The sequence below is a fragment of the Rickettsia sp. genome, from assembly GCF_965035265.1.
This window is the reverse complement of the sequence record NZ_CBCDJS010000111.1, coordinates 1-3,851: the sequence shown is the minus strand read 5'-3', so window position 1 is coordinate 3,851 and position 3,851 is coordinate 1. Positions and strand designations below refer to the sequence as shown.

Here is a 3,851-nt window from a genome sequence, read left to right as displayed (position 1 = left end):
CTAAACCAGTTTTGCGGGTCGTAGTCTGCATCGATAAATTCTATATTATGCTTCTCAGCAAAGCGTATATTTTCATTTTTCCGAAGCTCATACTCTTGTTTAGGATGGATATTGGGATTATAAAAAAAGTGTGAATTTAATACCGGAATCAATCATTTTTTCCATTAACGGACCAACGCAAGGAGCACAACAAGTATGTAGTAAAACCTTTTCTTCGCCATTTGGTACTTCAAAAACTTCGTTCATAATTAATTTACCAAATTCTTTTTATATGTCTCTTTATAGAATTTTAGAATTATAGAAGATAATAAAGCGAGTGCAATTAAATAATATGCAATAGCATAATTATCACCGGTAACTTTCGTTAATATCATTGCCACCATCGGGGCAGTACCGCCAAATATTGCAGCAGCAAGGTTATAAGAAAGTGCAACGCCGGTAAATCTTACACTGGTTGGAAATATCTCTACTAAAATTGTAGGGACAGGTCCCATATAAATACTGATAATTCCGGCAAATATTACTTGCGATATTATAGCCAAAGTAAAATTCATTGATCCTAAAGCTATAAAAATAGGATAGACAGATATAATTAGTAATATAATACCCCATATTAACACAGGGCGACGCCCTATTTTATCCGAAATATATGCTGATATCGGTAATACAATCATCATTACTATCAATATTATGCTACTAACAATTGTGCTTTGCTGATTAGTATAACCGAGTGTTTGCATAAAATTACCGATAAAAACCGTAGAAGTATAGAAAGGAGCAGTTACGGTAATATAGATTCCAAGTGCGACTATTAATTCTTTTGGATATTTTGTTAATGTTTCACGTAAAGGAAAACGTGCTAAGCGTCCCGTTTCTTTAGCTTTTTTATAAATAGGGCTTTCTGCTAGGTTTTTTCTAATATATAAACCTACAGAACTAATAAATAAGCCGGCAATAAAAGGTATTCTCCAGCCCCATTCAAAAAGCATCTCAGCAGGCATGAAGTAAGAAAAACCGGCTGCAGTTAGTAGCCCAAGTAGCATACCTCCGCACATACTAACAAACGAGACACTCCCTGCAAGCCCTCTCTGCCGGGGCGAAGCATGCTCAACTATATAGGAAATACAGCCACTAAATTCGCCTCCTAAAGAAAAGCCTTGTATAAGTCTGATAATAGTTAAAATAATAGGAGCAGCAATACCAATAGTTTTATAGCCTGGTAATAAACCTATTCCGGCAGTAGGTATCGCCATAGTTATGATACCTACTACTAAAGCGATACGTCTGCCAAACCTGTCACCTATATTACCAAAAATAATACCGCCAAGCGGGCGTACTATAAAACCTGCAGCAAATACTGCAAAAGTTAAAGTATCTCGCATTTCTGAATCCGGGAAAAAATGCTGCCCTATAATATAAGCAAATTGTGCATATAATGCATAATCATACCATTCTAAAGCGTTGCCGATCATGCCGGATATTACTACTTTTCTCATTAAGTTATTTTATTGATTTAAAAAAAGATAATAAGAGTAATATTTTATATTCTCAAGTAAAAATAGCTTTATCTGTGTTTTTCATTAACCGCTTTCTTAGTTAATTTTGCGTTTATTTGAGAAGGAGAAGCTTTAATATTTTGTTTAATGTTTTTTGTTTTTTCTTGAGATAACAGGCTTTCTTTATCATTTTGTAATGTTTTCATAAACTTATCTATATTGCTTTGTTCTAGTTTTATTGCATTATCATTATTCAAAATTAATTCTCCAATTTTTTCACCAAGTTCAGGTGCATATCTGACGGCAAAAATTGATACCGGTACAACTACGATAGCAAAAGTCGCTCCCGCAGTCGCAACACTAATTGCTCCGACTAATAAAGCACAAACGGCACCAGCAATTTTTCCGGTTGCTTGTTTAAATATATTACTTTTTTTCGTAAATGCTAAAGACATCTCTAATATTTTATTAAATTCTTTATTGATATACGTAGTTGCTTCATCAATATTATTATATTTCTTCATTGCATACATTACGGAAGCCTTAAATAATTCTTTATGAGACTCAGCATAATTTATTATTTTGTCAAAACTCTTCTCTTTTAAAAGAGCTTTAAATATATTTTTAATTTTTTCTTTTTCAGTACTATTTATTTTTTCATCTCCAAAATAAACTTCTACAAGATTTTCTGCTATTATATCTTGTGATTGCTCTAAAATATTATTCTTATTTTGCTCATTTTCGTCTTCAGAAGTAATCATTATTGCAAATAACTCTAGTGCTATTGAAAAATTATCATCGTTAATAACACGCATACCTAAATAATTTTTGAGTCTAGAGATACATTTATTAATATATTTTGCAGCTTCCAGTTTAGAATTGAGCCTTAGCGTATAATCTATAGCAAGCATATTTGCAATAGTAGAGCAAGTAGATTTCGTAAGATTATTGACAAAATTATTAACAATATCCTTTTTAAATAAATTAGTATTTACGTTATTAAGTATTATTGCATTATTCATTTTAGTAATTTATTTTGAAGCTAATTCTCTTATATATAGTATTAATTTAGCATAAATAAGGTTAGGAGCATGATTTACTGAAAGTTTATAGATATTCTTAGGCATTAATACTTCTTCATTACGTACTCGTACAAAAGATATAAGAGTATTAGGAGGCATATAAGAATAAATTTCAGAGAATATTTTTAGAAAAGTCAGAAAATCTGTACATGCATATTTTATATTTATGCTATAATTATTTACATGAATCGATTCACCTTCTCCTTCAATCGCCTGAACATTATTTTTAAAAAATACTGAATTTATAGATACGTCTATAGGTTCTATTAAGTTATATTTATCGCTTAAGCTTTTTATTTTAGGAATTAGCTCTTGATAATTTAAGCAACTCACACTACTTGGCACGCTTAAATCTACATATTTTTTGTAAGATTCTAATATTTCTTCTTTAGAGTTAATGACAGAATAAAGCTTTAAAACTTCTTCCGTTAGATTTTCTTGTGAAACTTGTTTATCAAGGATAGATTTACTGTATTCTTGCTGGAAATTTTTTATTATCCAAATAGTTAAAGAAATAAAGAAGAAATATATGATAAATTGAAAGAATATAAGATTCTTTAAATACATAATATATTTTTCAAACATTACTTTTACCTTGGGTTATTAGTGTAGATCGGTTTTAACGTCATTGCGAGCGACTAAAAGGAGCGTGGCAATCTCATGAAATAGTACTCCTGAAATTGCTTCGTCAATTACTTACGTAATTTCCTCGCAATGACGACTCTTAGTATCCACGATACAATCACTACGTCTTGTCATCAACTATATTAACCGATAAAGGAATTACTACCTTACCGAATATATCAAGTATTTTATCCTTATATATAACGTAATCTATATGCAAATTAGATAATTTATTTTTTACGTTTTGCATATGATCATCTAGCATCTTTAGAGATTCATCTACCGATAGATTATTAGTATGATATTTAAGTATTAATTTGATTATTAATTGTCTCTTAGAAACTAACAAAATATTATCTATATTTGTTAATTCCCATTTAATTTCTTCTAATTTGAAAGCCGGATTTAAAGTAATTATTAGTCTTTTAAGTAAATCAAACGGTAGGGGTACCGGTGCTTCTAGTAATTTTTCTATTACATATAAATCAGCTAGGCTAGTAGTATTTTTAATATAAGGATATTTATATTTAATACTATCATATTCTTGATTTGTTGCATAATATTTTTCATTAATAGAGTTTATGTCTTTGTAATTCTGTTTTGTATTATATTTGATAACACCTACCACTAATATTAATATTATAAGTAA

Annotated in this window: 3 protein-coding genes and 2 pseudogenes; all 5 read right to left on the bottom strand. The window is 29.9% G+C overall.

The window, feature by feature from the left end; all coding sequences use genetic code 11:
* Positions 1-246: pseudogene (locus tag AC1Z7D_RS06385) on the bottom strand (epoxyqueuosine reductase QueH); the annotation flags it as partial.
* 2 nt (positions 247-248) lie between these two features.
* The gene (locus tag AC1Z7D_RS06380; RefSeq protein WP_482602965.1) at positions 249-1,496 is read right to left on the bottom strand and encodes a metabolite/H+ symporter; all 1,248 of its coding nucleotides are present in this window, start codon (positions 1,494-1,496) and stop codon (positions 249-251) included.
* 68 nt (positions 1,497-1,564) lie between these two features.
* Positions 1,565-2,518, bottom strand: coding sequence for an RP853 family protein (locus AC1Z7D_RS06375; protein WP_482602963.1), 954 nt, complete (start codon positions 2,516-2,518; stop codon positions 1,565-1,567).
* A 9-nt stretch (positions 2,519-2,527) separates the two neighbouring features.
* Positions 2,528-3,163 carry a hypothetical protein gene (locus AC1Z7D_RS06370; protein WP_482602961.1) on the bottom strand — a complete coding sequence of 212 codons (636 nt, stop codon included), beginning with the start codon at positions 3,161-3,163 and terminating at the stop codon, positions 2,528-2,530.
* 160 nt (positions 3,164-3,323) lie between these two features.
* Positions 3,324-3,851 (bottom strand): annotated as a pseudogene (locus AC1Z7D_RS06365) (hypothetical protein); the annotation flags it as partial.